Genomic DNA, 15,363 nt, shown 5'->3' on the forward strand with positions numbered 1-15,363 from the left:
GTGTTGAAGTATATGCGTCCTATTAGAGAAATTGACTTAAACTCAAAAATTTTCAGAATAATACAACTCAATGGTAATAATAAATTTTATAAATTTATTATTACCATTTGCCAATTAGTATACACTTCATCTTTTATATCGCAAGAAAAAGGTCGTGTTAATTTTTATGATTTTATACGAGATGAACGTGAAATGTCACGGATATTCCAAGAGTTCTTGTATCAGTTTATGAAAAAAGAATATATTGGTTGGAGTGTAAACCGACCGCATATAAAATGGGATGCTTCTAGTGATACTGATCCAGAATTAAAACTCTTACCTAGGATGGAAAGTGATATAATAATGTCAAATGCAAATAAAACCATTATCATAGATGCCAAATACTATAAAAACATGTATACCAACAGGTACAATAGAGCAAAATTCCGCTCAAACAACCTTTATCAATTAATGTGTTATTTGCATAATTACGATTTTCAAAAAACAAAACAAAATAAGAACATAGATGGCATTCTTATATATCCAATGACAGGAGATAGTGTTAATGAAACATATACAATAAACAATTATAAAATTACTCTCAGAACTCTTAATCTAAATCAGGAGTGGAACAAAATTCATGATGAATTATTAAATATTTTCATCACCCCGTGAATTAATCTAATAGTTCTGAAGAAGAAAGGCCCTCAACTCATCTGGAGTAAATGGAGGTTTTTTTCTATGTAACATGGCATGGCAATTAGGGCAGACAGGAATAAGATCTTTTTTGGGATCCAGAGAATAATTCTCTTTGATGTCTGAAAGCGGAATCAGGTGATGTATATGGATAAAACCTTTTGCTATCTCGCCATACACCTTCATCATATCAATACCACATACTTTGCACAGGCAACCATGCCAGGCTAATGCAGCCTGTCGGGCCATACGGTCGCGTTCATAGCGGTTAACCGTTACCTGCATAGCGGTACCTTCAGTAAATACGCTATGCGGCGGTAGTTCATCAGGAAAAATGCTGATACCGGGCCGCTCGTTACCCAAATTTTTCTCAACGATCTGGAACCCTTGAGCGGTAAGCAACTTGACGCATTTCGACTTGATACCACCACTAAAATCTTCAGGGGAAAACTCAACGCCGGTCATATTTGAAGCAGCAATACCGACTATCGCTTTCGGTGGATAACTGCCCCCTTCAAAGACCACATCATACAGCCGGGACTCGCTGAATTGATGGCGTACACCTTCATCATAGGCGCGCATAGCCGCAATAATGCATTCCCTGGAAAGCTGGTCTGGCAGTTTCTTCTTCATTTACAATTCATCATCCCTGAAACGACATATGCTAACTCTTTATTTTATAGCATATTAATTTATCCGGTAATAAACAGCACTCTTCAATTTCGCATTACCGGGATACGGGCATCAGTGCAGCGGCAGCGTAACGTAGCGGCAGAGAAACCGAGCCTCATGCTGATTATCCAGCCGTACCTGAAAGATATCGTGTGTATCCTGCGCGGATGCATCCTCACGCCACGCCAGCAGGCCCTGTTGGTTCATGCGGATAATAATCTGATCGGGCGTTTCGCCCTGATTCAATGCTTCGACTACCTGTTGCAGGGGAAGTGGTAGCGTCTGAGCAGGCCACATCACTTCAACGCTTACGAGCTGGCGGTGTGTCCGGGGTAACATCTGTAGTATCCTCCATGGCTAGAATTTCGCGGTTAATTAGCCATGAAATAGGGGCATTTTTCACGTTTGCAAGCGTTGTAGGGTGACCTCTCAATCGCTTCAAAAGGCTGCCTAAGTTTACTGGCTATGGACCCCACTCAAAGGTTGATATCGCTCTGGTAGTGATAGTCTGTGCCAAGCTTCTGAGGATATGTCGATAAAAAGCATTTTTTTAAACATATAGCCAAAACATGTTTATTCCATCGACACGTTGCGGCGATATGTCGATAAAACACGTTTTTTTAAACATATGGGTTTACAGTAGGATTTATCGCCAGTCAAAATGACCTTTCTTCCTATAACTTCAACGGAGTGCCATCTGAAGTGCTATTCCGGCTTGCGATAAAAGAAAGTGCTCCAAATATAATTTGTAGTTTACTACTCACATTGCACGTCTGAACGCTTCCGCCATTTGTTCCTGCTCCCGGTAAGGAAGAGTAAGGCTGTCCGCAATAGTTCTCCACTGGCTGACTATCCCACGGAAGCTGGCAATAATCTCATCAGCTTTGGCCTGATTCAGGCGAAAGTATTCAGCAACTTCCCTAGCTAATTCCAGATCCAGCGCGTTATCTGCCTCAGTTATATTGAGCTTCAAGCCATCAGATCTGGAAACCGGATTTATATCGTAGGCTTCAGAAAGTCGCCATCCCTTACCTGGAACCAGAATAAATCCGTGGTTTCGCAAATGATCATCGGAGTTAGAAACCAGAATATTAAAAACGATGCGTGACCAGAGTTCCTGTAGGTCAGCATTGGTCTGTGCACCATTTCTGATGAGAACTTCAGCAAGCTCCAGATAGCTGACGCCTGTTGAGTAATCATCCCCATCCTGGTGTCGGGTCAACGTCATGGCAGATGCAAAATGAAGACGCTGACCAGCATCGGTACGGTCAAAACGACGCACCATAAAACAATGATGATCGCTGGCGAATTTTCGCGCTTGTGCAGAAGCCACATTAAGGCCACAACCGACAGCCAGAGCGTTAACAACCATCTCCCAACCACCGACATCGTATTCATCTCTTGTACTCGGAAATTTGGCGATATAGAGATGTCCATTGTCATCCGCAACACTTGCCTTTGGTCGTGCGCCCCCGAGAGAACCGCCTGGTGCTATTAGCATTCTTAGCCATTCATGGCCCATCAATGCTCTGTTATCCGGATCATCCTCAAGTGACCGACTGGCTCTTTCTAATGCGCCAATTTCGGTAAATGGAGGGGCCGCGACATCCATTCGATTATCAAGAAACTCGCCTTCATCTTCCAACTTGTAGCGCAGAGCACCAACTCGATAAAGATCATGCACACCCAGAAGATAATCGGATTCGTGCAGTTGTGTCCCTTCAGGCAGAAGCCCTTCGCGAATATCCCGTTCCAGACGTCTTTTCATCAGCATTCGCCCCCAGCGGTCAGGACTGGAGTCACCAAAAACCCCAAATTTATCGCGCGGTGGTGTTGGATACTGCGCTCCTCCAAACAAGACTATTTCAGGGTCAAGCTGTAGGAAGTTAAGCTCGGGATCGGCTAAAGCATCCGGATCGTACTCAAATTCAAATAATTCTCGCGCACGGGTCCGGCGACTATGCAAAAAGCCGAGCCGTCTGGGGCCATGCAGGCCATCCCAGTCCGCATACACGCCAATCATTGCCATAGTCAGTTACCTTTTAGGATTTTTTATTGGTTTTAACAGCGCAGCCAAGGATGCTGATGTCGCGGCAGGTGTTTTTAGTTCGGCATTTGCTGATTTTTTTGATGGGGCCATGGATTGCTTACCGGACGTATCACGTTTTACCACACTCCCGGTATGCCTGTTTGTGCGAGTAACTGCAGAAGGACGAGAAGCATATGTTTTGTTTATTAACCTGGAATCCTGGAGCAGGCGTCCTTGCTCATCCTCGGCGGCAAGTTTGTTTAGATCCTTTTCAAGCCCTAAGATCTGCATAACAGACAAGTAAGCGCCGATTGTCACACCAGCTCCCCCTGATTCAAGAGAACGCAGTGTCATTGGCGACATTCCAGCCCGTTCAGCAACCTGCTTTGCTGTAAGCTTGCGTCTCAGACGCGCCAGCTTAAGGCGCTCACCAAACTCAACAAGCAACTGATTAGTCTCTGGAAGCAAGGGTGCTGTTTTTTTAGCCACAGTGATAATATTTTATCTTTTCTATATGGATGATGCCATTATATTAGCATATCAACAGTTAACCTGTACGAGCTGTAGGTTGTAAGTACGGGAAGAAGAAACAATGCTAATATTACTTCAACAAATCATAAAAAACGCCAGAATATTTACACTTTATTGTAATCACATAGTAAAGTTGTTAGCGACGAGAAGACGCCATGGAGGAGGTTTGTAATAGAGGTTAGAAATGTCTGCCCGTACATAAGCAACTCAGCATTAAAAGAAATCAATATATCCCTTCTCCCCCGACTCCATCTCATCCTGCGCCGCCATCAGAACCAGCTCGGACTTTGATACCAACAAATCTTTCGGCTTCCCACCTCTCAATCTGCGGTTTGCCGAGCCGAACCAGATAGCCAGCCCCCACGGTGTTTTACGCTCCTTAAACAGTGAAAGAATCAAACGGACAACCTTAAGAGGTCGCATTTTCTCATCCAGGACATAGTCAGGGTACAAATCCTCACCGTCGACCTTCAGCGAGAATATCTTCCCGGCGGCTTTCCAGCCTTTCGGGCCAGCATCAGGATCGGCGGAACGAAAACCTGCTTTTGCCGATAACTCAGACGCTGTCAGCCATTCCGAGTCGGCCAGTATTCTGGCTTTCAGCTCCTCCAGTTGCCGGTCATTGCGCTCCTGGAAACTCATATGGTCGAGTGCGCCTCCCGGCGACTTTTTGTAGCCATACGGCACAACATGCCTGAACCGATTTGCATCCAGATAATCCGCCCACCACTGCATCATTTCCCGGCGCTCTTCCAGGTGCTGCGCCTTATGGATATACGCCGCCCGCACGCGCTTACGCTCCTGATGGCTCATCTGGCGCTCTACCGCGTCGCTTGACCACAGGCCTGACTCCACCAGTGCGCTACAGGCCATAGTGCGAAAACCGTGGCCGCAGACGTCTTTCTGGGTGTCGTAGCCCATCACCCGCAGCGCCTTGTTGATGGTGTTTTCACTCATTGGTTTGCGGTAATTGTGATCACCGGGGAACACCAGTTCAGTTCCCGGCCGGCAATGCTGCCGCACCTCGTGCAGCAGTTCGATGGCCTGACGGGACAATGGGACCAGGTGTGGGGAGTGCATCTTCGCCCCACGCGCTGAATATTTAACGCCGGGGATCGGCTCACGCTCAGCGGGGATTGTCCACATGGCGTTACGCAGGTCAATTTCATCCCAACGGGCAAAGCGCAGCTCGCTGGAGCGGATAAACAGCAGCAGCGCCAGCTTTACCGCCAGTTGAGTCAGTTGACGGCCTTTGTAATCGTCGATTCTTTCCAGGAAATCAGGGATAAGATTCAGATCCAACGCCGGGTGGTGACGTACTTTGGGCGTAGAGACCGCCCCGGTTAAATCTGATGCGGGGTTATGATCGATAATGCCGTTCTGGACGGCGTAGCGCATCACGCAGGCAGTGCGCTGCTGAAGCCGGGAAGCAACATCCAGTTTGCCCGCTTTCTCCACCTCCTTGATGGGCACCAGCAGATCTTTGACCTTCATTTTGGTGATGTCACAGTTGCCGTTCGTGGGGAACACATAAAGCTCGAAGTAACGCAGCACCCGCTTCTTATGTTCCGCCGACCAGTTCACGTTACTGGTGACCCATTCGCGTGCCACAGACTCAAACGTATGTTCCGGCGTTATAGCAAGGCGTTCAGCCTTTCGGTGTGCGCTCGGATCGATGCCAGAAATCAGCAGTAATTGGGCCTCTTCACGCATGCGTCTTGCCTGTGCAAGCGTCAAAAGCGGATAAGGTCCTAAAGCGAGCTTTTTCTCTTTGTTTACAAAGCGGTACTTGATGTACCAGCGTTTTGAACCGTTAGGGTTAACCAGCAGGTAAAGTCCATGCGAGTCACTGAGCTTATACGGCTTGCCACAAGGCTTGGCGTGGACTATAGAGCGATCTGTTAGTGCCATTTGGGGGCCTCACTATTATCGAACTACGTCTAAGCCCCCAATTTGGCCCCCAAATCGCGTGGATGTCAATGGATGAAAAATGACCAACACGGAAAGACCACAAAATAAAAATGGTTATTACTGAAAAATAAATTATCTTTAAATTACAGACATATATGGACGAATCTGGACGGAAATGGACACAAAAAAAGCCACCCTTAGGTAGCTAATTATTGCATCACTTGGTGCCGAAGGCCGGACTCGAACCGGCACGTATTTCTACGGTTGATTTTGAATCAACTGCGTCTACCGATTTCGCCACTCCGGCACGGAAAGGTATGCGGAAAACGTTGTGGATTATACCTACCAAACACAACCATGCAAGCACCAGCGCGTGTTAACCTCGCTAAGTGTTGAAAAAAACAGCACAACTTAACCGCGGTCACATTCGTCTTAATCCCCCCTTCCGCCAAGCGCCCTGCCCTTACATGCTCTACACTCTCAGTTCAACACCACACTGAGAGATACACGATGTCCATCATAAAAAGCTACGCCGCGAAAAATGCCGGGGCAGAACTGGAAGTCTGGGAATACGATGCCGGGGAGCTGTTGCCGGAAGACGTTGAAGTGAAGGTGGATTACTGCGGGATCTGCCACTCGGACCTGTCGATGATCGACAACGAATGGGGGTTCTCTCAATATCCGCTGGTTGCAGGCCACGAGGTGATTGGTCACGTGGTGGCGCTGGGCAGCGCGGCACAGAATAAAGGGCTGAAAATTGGTCAGCGCGTGGGCATTGGCTGGACGGCGCGAAGCTGCGGCCACTGCGATGCCTGTATCGATGGCAACCAGATCAACTGTACCGAAGGATCGGTGCCGACCATCCTCAATCACGGTGGCTTTGCCGATAAGCTGCGCGCCGACTGGCAATGGGTTATTCCGCTGCCGGATAACATTGATATCGAAACCGCAGGTCCGATGCTGTGCGGCGGGATCACCGTCTTTAAACCGCTGCTGATGCATCACGTTACCGCCACCAGCCGCGTGGGGGTGATTGGGATTGGGGGTCTGGGGCATATCGCCATTAAGCTGTTGCGGGCGATGGGTGCCGAGGTGACGGCGTTCAGCTCCAATCCGTCGAAAGAGCAGGAAGTACGGGCGATGGGCGCGGACCACGTGGTGAACAGCCGTTCGCCGGAGGCGCTCAAAGAGCTGGCGGGTCAGTTTGATCTGATCATCAACACCGTCAACGTGGATCTGAACTGGCAGCCATACTTCGAAGCGCTGGCCTCGGGCGGCAACTTCCATACCGTCGGCGCGGTGCTGACGCCGCTGCCGGTCCCGGCGTTTACTCTGATTGGCGGCGACCGTAGTATCTCCGGTTCGGCAACGGGTAACCCGTTCGAACTGCGCAAGCTGATGAAGTTTGCCGGTCGCAGCAAAGTGGCGCCAATCACTGAGCTGTTCCCGATGTCGAAAATCAACGACGCCATCCAGCACGTGCGTGACGGTAAAGCCCGTTACCGTGTAGTGTTGAAGGCTGATTTCTGATGTCACTCCGGCGGCGTTCTGCCGCCGGTTCTTCTCTCTGCGCCATTAACCTTTAGCAAACGCAGCGAAGACTTCCGCTACGGCAACTGCTCCGGGATCCGGCACGCCGTTCAGGTTGTCGCTGTTCACATAAGATGCGCGTCCTGCTTTCGCTTTCTGCATGGTCGCCGTGCTATCAGCGCCCTGCTGCGCCGCCACAATCGCCTCTGCCAGCCCCTTGTCACGCAGCGCTTCCAACGCCGGCTGCAAGGCATCAATTAATGTACGATCGCCGGGTGCGGCACCACCGTAGAACTTCATCTGCTTTAACCCTGCCAATAGCGCATCCGGTAGCGTCTCCCCCTGTGCTAACGCCTGCCCTGCTGCGGTAAAGAATAGCGACATCAGCACGCCGCTAGAGCCCCCCATCACCGTTGCCAGACGCTCGCCAATCAGCTGCAAGAGTTGCGCCGGGTTGTTCAACGGCAGCGCATTCTGTTTAAGCTGCGTGGCGATATCCTGCGCGCCCAGCGCAAAGGTCGAGCCGGTATCGCCATCGCCCACTTTAGCATCCAGCGCGTTCAATCGCGCTTCGAGCCCCAGCAGCGTCTGCGTCGCTTGCGCCACCAGCGCATGCACCTGTGGGTTCTCCGATGGCTGAACCTCCAACGCGTCGTGCACTTTGGCATGCGTCAGGGTTCTGAGCGGCGCAAAAGCCACCGCCTTCACCCAGCCAGAGGTTTCAACATCAGCCAGCAGCGCTTCTTCGATGACCTGATTAAGAACAATCAGCGACAGCGAGAAACCTTTCATATCCAGCGAGCTAACCAGCGTCGCCGGGCCAATCAGATAGGCTATCTGCTCGCGCAGCGCGGAATGCGCCAGCTCTTTGGTGAGCAGCGCCATCTCCAGCTCCGACACGCCGCCCAGGTTGTTGATCAGCACCGCCACACGGTTGTCTCCCGCAGAGGCTTTCAGGGTCTCAACCAGCGTGCCTATCAGCTGTTTACTGTTATGGCTGCTGACCGTCGAGGCACCCGGCTCGCCGTGAATGCCCAGCCCCAGCTCCACCTGTCCGGGCTTAATGCGATCTTCGGTCTCTCCACCGGGCAGGTTACAGGTTTCCATCGCCAGCCCCAGGCTGAACACGCCCCGGCTGGCCTGCTGGGCTATCTCGTGCACTTCGCTAAGCGATTTACCCTGCTCCGCCGCGTAGCCCGCCACTTTATGCACCAGCGCCGTGCCCGCAATACCGCGCGGCTGTTTGTTATCCGGCAGCGCAACGTCGTCGGCGACAATCACCATCTCCACCTTCAGGCCGTAGCGTTTGGCCTTTTCGGCGGCAAGCCCGAAGTTGAGGCGGTCACCGGTGTAGTTTTTGACAATCAGCAGGCAGCCTCGGTCGCCCGTGACCGCGACGATGGCGTTCAGTACCGCATCCACGCTTGGGGAAGCAAAGAGATCGCCACATACGGCAGCGGTGAGCATGCCTCTGCCGACAAAGCCCGCGTGCGCCGGTTCGTGGCCGGAGCCGCCGCCGGAGATAATCGCCACCCGGCTTTTATCCCAGTCACCGCGAGCCACAATACGAATAGCCGGATCGATATCCAGTCGAACCAGGTTGCCGTGAGGCGCAGATAACACTACGCCTTCCAGCGCATCGTCGACCAGCTGTTTGCGATCGTTAAAGAAGAATCTGGACATAACCTTCCCAAAAAAAGAAAACCGTATGCAAAGCATAGTCCGCACTGGATAACGCGCCGCAAAACAGACAATTTACTGCCGCGAGTTATCGTTGTTTTGCCTATACTCGACGCAGAATAAATGGAGGATTACCCATGAGCGCACCTTTGCTGATCGCACGCACCCAGGACAAGCAGCTTGAATTGCTGCCTAATATGGCCAACCGCCACGGGTTAATTACCGGCGCCACCGGTACCGGGAAAACCGTCACCCTGCAAAAAATGGCCGAGTCGTTCTCGGAGATTGGCGTGCCGGTCTTTATGGCGGACGTGAAAGGCGATCTGACCGGTGTGGCAAAAGAAGGTCTGGCCTCTGAAAAGCTAATGGCGCGCCTGAACAATATCGGTGTCACCGACTGGGAGCCGCACGCAAATCCGGTAGTCGTGTGGGATATTTTTGGCGAGAAGGGCCACCCGGTGCGGGCAACAGTGTCTGACCTCGGCCCACTGCTGCTGGCACGCCTGCTCAACCTCAACGAAGTGCAGTCCGGGGTGTTAAACATCATCTTTCGCATTGCCGACGATCAGGGGCTGTTGCTGTTGGACTTCAAAGACCTGCGCGCGATAACCCAGTACATCGGCGATAACGCGAAATCTTTCCAGAACCAATACGGCAATATCAGCAGCGCCTCCGTAGGGGCTATTCAGCGCGGGCTGCTGACGCTGGAGCAGCAAGGTGCCGAACACTTCTTCGGCGAGCCAATGCTGGATATCAAAGACTGGATGCGTACCGACAGCAATGGCAAAGGCATCATCAATATCCTCAGCGCGGAAAAGCTCTACCAGATGCCGAAGCTGTACGCCGCCAGCCTGCTGTGGATGCTCTCCGAGCTGTACGAGCAGTTGCCGGAGGCCGGCGACCTCGAGAAGCCGAAGCTGGTCTTCTTCTTCGATGAAGCGCACCTGCTGTTTAGCGATGCGCCGCAGGTGCTGCTGGATAAAATCGAGCAGGTGATCCGCCTGATTCGTTCTAAGGGCGTGGGCGTCTACTTTGTCTCGCAGAACCCATCGGATATTCCCGATGCGGTGCTGGGCCAGCTTGGTAACCGCGTGCAGCACGCGCTGCGCGCCTTTACACCGAAAGATCAGAAAGCGGTGAAGACGGCGGCGCAGACCATGCGCGCTAATCCGGCATTTAACACAGAGCAGGCGATTCAGGAGTTAGGGACCGGGGAGGCGCTTATCTCGTTCCTTGATACCAAAGGCAGCCCATCTGTCGTTGAGCGGGCGATGGTGATTGCGCCATGTTCACGTATGGGGCCAGTCACCGACGACGAGCGCAATGGTCTTATTAATAACTCGCCGCTGTATGGCAAGTATGAGGATGAGATAGACCGTGAGTCGGCGTTCGAGATGCTGCAAAAAGGGGTGCAGAACAGCGCAGGTCAGGCGGATGCTCCGCCGGCCAAAGGTCAGCAGGGCGTTGATGACGGCATACTTGGCGGGCTGAAAGATATTATCTTCGGCACCACCGGTCCGCGCGGCGGCAAACACGATGGTCTGGTGCAGACGGCGGCAAAAAGCGCCGTGCGTCAGGTGACGAACCAGATTGTGCGTGGGATGTTGGGTAGCCTGCTGGGTGGACGGCGGCGTTAGTTTCGTACCGTTTGTTTGCCGGATGGCGGCGTAAACGCCTTATCCGGCCTACATGATCCCGATCCCGTAGCCCGAGCCCCGGGGGTAGCGCCAATGTACAAAAGGAATACAGCCATTCCAGGCATAAAAAACCCGGCGTCGCTTTCGCTTGGCCGGGCTACAAGAGAGGTTACGCTTTTCTCATCATCAGCCAGAGGCTTATCAGGAAGAAGCTGGCGCTTGGCAACAGCGCGCCGATAATCGGCGGAATGCCGTATACCAGCGTGAGCGGGCCGAAGATCTGATCGAGCACGTAGAACACGAAGCCAAAGCTAATCCCTGTCACCACGCGCACGCCCATCGGCACGCTACGCAGCGGGCCGAAGATGAATGACAGCGCCATCAGCATCATCACCGCTACGGAAAGCGGCTGGAATATTTTGCTCCACATATTCAGCTGGTAACGCCCGGCGTCCTGGCCGCTGGCGTGCAGATACTTCACGTAGTTGTGCAGCCCGCTGATGGACAGCGCATCCGGGTCCAGCGCCACGACGCCAAGCTTGTCAGGCGTGAGGGTGGTTTTCCAGGTACCGCTCACCGTCTGTGAACCGGTAATCTGTTTCGGATCCGAAAGGTTAGATTCATCCACCTGCGATAAACGCCAAACCTTCTGTTCGGTATCAAATTTGGCGCTAGCCGCATAGCGAACAGACTGTAGACGACGCTCGTTGTTAAAACTGTAGATGCTCACGCCACCCAGTTCGTCGTTGCCCTTAACACGCTCGATATACACAAAACTGTGGCCGTCTTTCGCCCACATGCCCTGCTGGGTTGAGAGCAGCGAGCCACCATACATCTGCTGCGCACGGTAGTTACGCGCCATCTGCTCGCCCTGCGGTGCGACCCATTCACCCATCGCCATGGTCAGCAGCACCAGCGGAATCGCGGTTTTCATCACCGACAGCGCCACCTGCATACGGGTGAAGCCAGAAGCCTGCATCACCACCAGTTCGCTGCGCTGCGCCAGCATCCCCAGCCCCAGCAGCGCGCCAAGCAGCGCCGCCATAGGGAAGAAGATTTGCACGTCTTTCGGCATGCTGAGAAGGGTATAGATACCCGCGCCCAGCGCGTCATAGCTCCCCTGCCCGGCCTTTTTCAACTGGTCGACAAACTTGATGATGCCGGACAGCGACACCAGCATGAACAACGTCATCATGATGGTGGTGAAGATGGTTTTACCGATATAGCGGTCTAGTACACCAAATGGCTGCATTATACCGCTCCTTTATTGGTCAAGCGGGCGCGGAGACGACGCATTGGGACGGTGTCCCACAGGTTCAGCGCCACGGCCAGCGCGATATACAGCAGGTTAACCGCCCACATCCATACCGCCGGGTCTAGCTTGCCTTTGCCGGCATTCGATTTCAGCGAGGTTTGCAGCAGGAAGAACACCAGATAGAGCAACATCGCTGGCAGCATCGAAAGCACTCGTCCCTGACGCGGGTTAACCACACTGAGCGGAACCACCATCAGCGCCATAATGAACACTGTCAGCACGAGCGTCAGGCGCCAGTGCAGCTCGGCGCGAGCACGGTTATTGTCCGTATTCCACAGCGTGCTCATGCTCATCTGCTCGGTATCGGTCGGGTCGGCGGCTACCGCTTGATGGCCAATAATCGCCTGATAGTTTTTAAAATCGGTGATGCGGAAGTCGCGCAGCATAGCGGTACCTTCAAATCGAGTCCCCTGATTTAAGGTCACCACCTGAGAGCCGTCTTTATGCTGCGAGAGCTGACCGGAATCGGCAACAACCACCGAAGGACGCGCGCTGCCTTTTGGCCGCAGCTGCGCCAGGAAGACGTCATGGAAGCTTGAGCCATTCACACCTTCAATGAATAACACCGCGTTACCATCGGTTGACTGCTGGAACTGGCCCTGCGCCAGCGCCGCCATGCCGGGGTTAGCTTTCGCTTCGGCGAGCACTTCATCCTGATGGCGAGAGGACCATGGCCCAGCCCACATCACGTTGACAGCCGCGACGATGCCGGTAAACAGCGCCAGTACCATCGCCGCTTTAATCAGGACGGCTTTACTCAGGCCGCAGGCGTGCATCACCGTAATTTCACTTTCGGTATACAATTTCCCCAGCGTCATCAGAAGACCCAGGAACAGGCTCAGCGGCAGGATAAGCTGCGCCATTTCAGGCACGCCGAGCCCCAGCAAAGAGAGAACCAGGTTTGTCGGGATATCACCATCAACCGCCGCGCCGAGGATCCTCACCAGTTTCTGACAAAAGAAGATCAAAAGCAGGATGAAGAGGATGGCAAGCTGGCTTTTTAGCGTCTCCCGCACCAGATATCGTATGATTATCACTATAAATACGCCCGTAAAAACCCGTCTTATTGCAGGAAAATAGCTTGTTTCATGGCTTAAACGTCATTTATTCTCTTGAGTCGTCGAAATCATCGCTAAGATTAAATGACTCAGCGGTTTCACGTTTCATGACCTGTTCTGACGTGCCAGGACCGTAATAACGTTAAGATTAACACGAAGTCACCGCAACAGCGGAAATGAGTTACGTAAGCTTGCAATTCTATCCGTAGCCACCGCCGTTGTCTTTAAGATTCAGGAGCGTAGTGCATGGAGTTCAGTGTAAAAAGTGGTAGCCCGGAGAAACAGCGGAGTGCCTGTATCGTCGTAGGCGTATTCGAACCACGTCGGCTCTCTCCCATCGCCGAACAGCTCGATAAAATCAGCGACGGTTATATCAGCGCGCTGCTGCGTCGCGGCGAACTGGAAGGCAAACCGGGGCAGACCTTATTGCTGCACCACGTACCGAACGTGCTGTCAGAACGCATTCTGCTGATTGGCTGCGGCAAAGAGCGCGAGCTCGACGAACGCCAGTACAAGCAGGTCATTCAAAAAACCATCAACACCCTGAATGACACCGGTTCAATGGAAGCCGTCTGCTTCCTGACCGAACTGCACGTTAAAGGGCGCAATAACTACTGGAAAGTGCGCCAGGCGGTTGAAACCGCGAAAGAGACGCTGTACAGCTTCGACCAGCTCAAAACCAACAAAAGCGAGCCGCGTCGTCCGCTGCGTAAAATGGTCTTCAACGTGCCAACCCGCCGTGAACTGACCAGCGGCGAACGAGCGATTCAGCACGGTCTGGCCATTGCCGCCGGTATCAAGGCGGCGAAAGACCTCGGCAACATGCCGCCGAACATCTGTAACGCCGCCTATCTGGCCTCACAGGCGCGTCAGCTGGCAGACAGTTACAGCAAAAATGTCATCACCCGCGTCATCGGCGAACAGCAGATGAAAGAGCTGGGAATGCACTCCTACCTCGCGGTCGGCAACGGTTCGCAGAACGAATCACTGATGTCGGTCATCGAGTATAAAGGCGTTGAATCTGAAGACGTTCGTCCGATTGTGCTGGTCGGTAAAGGTTTGACCTTCGACTCAGGCGGCATCTCCATCAAGCCGTCCGAAGGCATGGACGAGATGAAGTACGACATGTGTGGCGCGGCGGCGGTATACGGTGTGATGCGTATGGTTGCCGAGCTTCAGCTGCCGATTAACGTTATCGGCGTGCTGGCGGGCTGTGAAAACATGCCGGGTGGCCGCGCGTATCGCCCGGGCGACGTGCTAACCACCATGTCTGGCCAAACCGTTGAAGTCCTGAACACCGACGCCGAAGGCCGTCTGGTGCTGTGCGACGTGCTGACCTACGTTGAGCGCTTCGAGCCGGAAGCGGTTATCGACGTGGCGACGCTGACCGGCGCCTGCGTGATTGCCCTGGGTCATCACATCACCGGTCTGATGTCGAACCACAACCCGCTGGCGCACGAACTGATTGGCGCGTCCGAGCAGTCGGGTGACCGCGCGTGGCGTCTGCCGCTGGGTGATGAGTATCAGGAACAGCTGGAGTCTAACTTCGCGGATATGGCCAACATCGGCGGCCGTCCTGGCGGTGCGATCACCGCAGGCTGCTTCCTGGCGCGCTTTACCCGTAAGTACAACTGGGCGCATCTGGACATCGCGGGCACCGCATGGCGCTCCGGTAAGGCCAAAGGCGCAACCGGTCGTCCGGTGGCGCTGCTGTCGCAGTTCCTGCTGAACCGCGCCGGGTTTAACGGCGAAGAGTAAGGCACAACCCCCTCACCCTAACCCTCTCCCCACTGGGGAGAGGGAACCAATCTTCCCCGCGTTCGGGAAGGGAGTCAGGGGGCGATTTAAATCCACCACAAGAAGCCCCATATATGAAGAATGCGACGTTCTATCTTCTGGACAATGACACCACCGTCGACGAGCTTAGCGCCGTCGAACAACTGGTGTGTGAAATTGCCGCAGAACGTTGGCGCGCGGGCAAGCGCGTGCTGATCGCCTGCGAAGACGAGCAGCAGGCCATTCGCCTGGATGAAGCCCTGTGGAGCCGCCCTCCGGAAAGTTTTGTGCCGCATAACCTGGCGGGCGAAGGCCCAAGAGGCGGTGCGCCGGTGGAGATCGCCTGGCCTGCCAGGCGCAACAGCAGCCCACGGGATATACTGATAAGTCTGCGGGTAAACTTTGCAGATTTTGCCACCGCTTTCACAGAAGTGGTAGACTTCGTCCCTTACGAAGAAACTCTGAAACAACTCGCACGCGATCGCTACAAAGCCTACCGCGTGGCTGGTTTTAACCTGAATACGGCAACCTGGAAATAATGGAAAAGAC

13 protein-coding genes and 1 tRNA gene are annotated in these 15,363 nt (G+C 53.2%); 5 read left to right on the forward strand and 9 right to left on the reverse strand.

Features of this window, described 5'->3' with window-relative positions:
- Positions 1-654: 5-methylcytosine restriction system specificity protein McrC (locus ACW14G_RS19600; RefSeq protein ID WP_455648733.1), on the forward strand; the 654-nt coding region annotated here is incomplete at its 5' end.
- Between the two features lie 6 nt (positions 655-660).
- Here the strand turns inward: ACW14G_RS19600 and ACW14G_RS19605 are convergent.
- The 6 genes from ACW14G_RS19605 to ACW14G_RS19630 form a co-directional block, all read right to left on the reverse strand.
- Positions 661-1,308 (reverse strand): HNH endonuclease, encoded by a 648-nt coding sequence (locus ACW14G_RS19605; protein WP_455648734.1) that lies wholly within the window; start codon positions 1,306-1,308, stop codon positions 661-663.
- A gap of 111 nt (positions 1,309-1,419) precedes the next feature.
- A complete protein-coding gene (locus ACW14G_RS19610; protein ID WP_023155464.1) occupies positions 1,420-1,686 on the reverse strand; it encodes a hypothetical protein in 267 nt (88 codons plus the stop codon).
- Between the two features lie 421 nt (positions 1,687-2,107).
- Entirely contained in the window at positions 2,108-3,376 is a 1,269-nt protein-coding gene (locus ACW14G_RS19615) for a type II toxin-antitoxin system HipA family toxin (RefSeq protein ID WP_049106859.1), read from the reverse strand.
- Between the two features lie 6 nt (positions 3,377-3,382).
- Positions 3,383-3,865 (reverse strand): helix-turn-helix domain-containing protein, encoded by a 483-nt coding sequence (locus tag ACW14G_RS19620; RefSeq protein WP_023182605.1) that lies wholly within the window; start codon positions 3,863-3,865, stop codon positions 3,383-3,385.
- Positions 3,866-4,120: 255 nt separating this feature from the next.
- The gene (locus tag ACW14G_RS19625; RefSeq protein ID WP_455648735.1) at positions 4,121-5,818 is read right to left on the reverse strand and encodes a tyrosine-type recombinase/integrase; all 1,698 of its coding nucleotides are present in this window, start codon (positions 5,816-5,818) and stop codon (positions 4,121-4,123) included.
- A gap of 222 nt (positions 5,819-6,040) precedes the next feature.
- Positions 6,041-6,125: transfer RNA gene (locus ACW14G_RS19630), tRNA-Leu, on the reverse strand.
- Between the two features lie 203 nt (positions 6,126-6,328).
- Between ACW14G_RS19630 and ahr the strand changes: the two genes are divergently transcribed.
- Positions 6,329-7,348, forward strand: coding sequence for an NADPH-dependent aldehyde reductase Ahr (gene ahr / locus ACW14G_RS19635; RefSeq protein ID WP_167577010.1), 1,020 nt, complete (start codon positions 6,329-6,331; stop codon positions 7,346-7,348).
- Between the two features lie 45 nt (positions 7,349-7,393).
- Here ahr and ACW14G_RS19640 read toward each other — a convergent pair whose 3' ends face one another.
- Entirely contained in the window at positions 7,394-9,031 is a 1,638-nt protein-coding gene (locus tag ACW14G_RS19640; protein WP_249022398.1) for a dihydroxyacetone kinase subunit DhaK, read from the reverse strand.
- A gap of 134 nt (positions 9,032-9,165) precedes the next feature.
- On the opposite strand from ACW14G_RS19640, the gene ACW14G_RS19645 reads away from it, so the two are divergent.
- A complete protein-coding gene (locus ACW14G_RS19645) occupies positions 9,166-10,665 on the forward strand; it encodes a helicase HerA-like C-terminal domain-containing protein (RefSeq protein WP_163445782.1) in 1,500 nt (499 codons plus the stop codon).
- A gap of 169 nt (positions 10,666-10,834) precedes the next feature.
- Here ACW14G_RS19645 and lptG read toward each other — a convergent pair whose 3' ends face one another.
- Positions 10,835-11,917, reverse strand: coding sequence for an LPS export ABC transporter permease LptG (lptG, locus tag ACW14G_RS19650; protein ID WP_163445783.1), 1,083 nt, complete (start codon positions 11,915-11,917; stop codon positions 10,835-10,837).
- Complete coding sequence (gene lptF, locus ACW14G_RS19655) at positions 11,917-13,017, reverse strand: LPS export ABC transporter permease LptF (protein ID WP_163445784.1); 1,101 nt, start codon at positions 13,015-13,017, stop codon at positions 11,917-11,919. Before lptF ends, lptG begins: the two co-directional genes overlap by 1 nt.
- A 267-nt stretch (positions 13,018-13,284) precedes the next feature.
- Here lptF and pepA point away from each other — a divergent pair, with 267 nt between their 5' ends.
- The gene (gene pepA / locus ACW14G_RS19660; protein ID WP_064546996.1) at positions 13,285-14,796 is read left to right on the forward strand and encodes a leucyl aminopeptidase; all 1,512 of its coding nucleotides are present in this window, start codon (positions 13,285-13,287) and stop codon (positions 14,794-14,796) included.
- Between the two features lie 113 nt (positions 14,797-14,909).
- Positions 14,910-15,353: a DNA polymerase III subunit chi gene (gene holC, locus ACW14G_RS19665; protein WP_163445785.1), complete on the forward strand. Its 444-nt coding sequence runs from the start codon at positions 14,910-14,912 to the stop codon at positions 15,351-15,353.
- Positions 15,354-15,363 lie beyond the last annotated feature (10 nt).

The organism is Kluyvera sp., from assembly GCF_965301105.1.